The following is a 209-nucleotide window of genomic DNA, read 5'->3' on the forward strand; positions in this document are numbered from 1 at the left end:
AAAAACAGAGAATCTTACAAGCAATTGAGTTGGCAGTGAAGGTGTACGAAAACAAAACTCGTCGTATCTCTACTTCTAAATTGAATGATTTAATGCTCGCCGAAATTGAAAGATACCCTCCACCAGCATGGAAAGGAAAATATATCAAGATCAAATACACTACTCAACTGCCAACCAAAAATCCTGTGTTTGCCTTCTTCTGCAACCTC

Annotated in this window: 1 pseudogene; it reads left to right on the plus strand. The window is 38.3% G+C overall.

Annotated elements, in window-relative coordinates:
• Window positions 1-209: pseudogene (locus JEM65_RS21950) on the plus strand (ribosome biogenesis GTPase Der); the annotation flags it as partial.

The sequence above is a fragment of the Gelidibacter salicanalis genome (genome assembly GCF_016469035.1).
Lineage (GTDB): Bacteria > Bacteroidota > Bacteroidia > Flavobacteriales > Flavobacteriaceae > Gelidibacter > Gelidibacter salicanalis_A.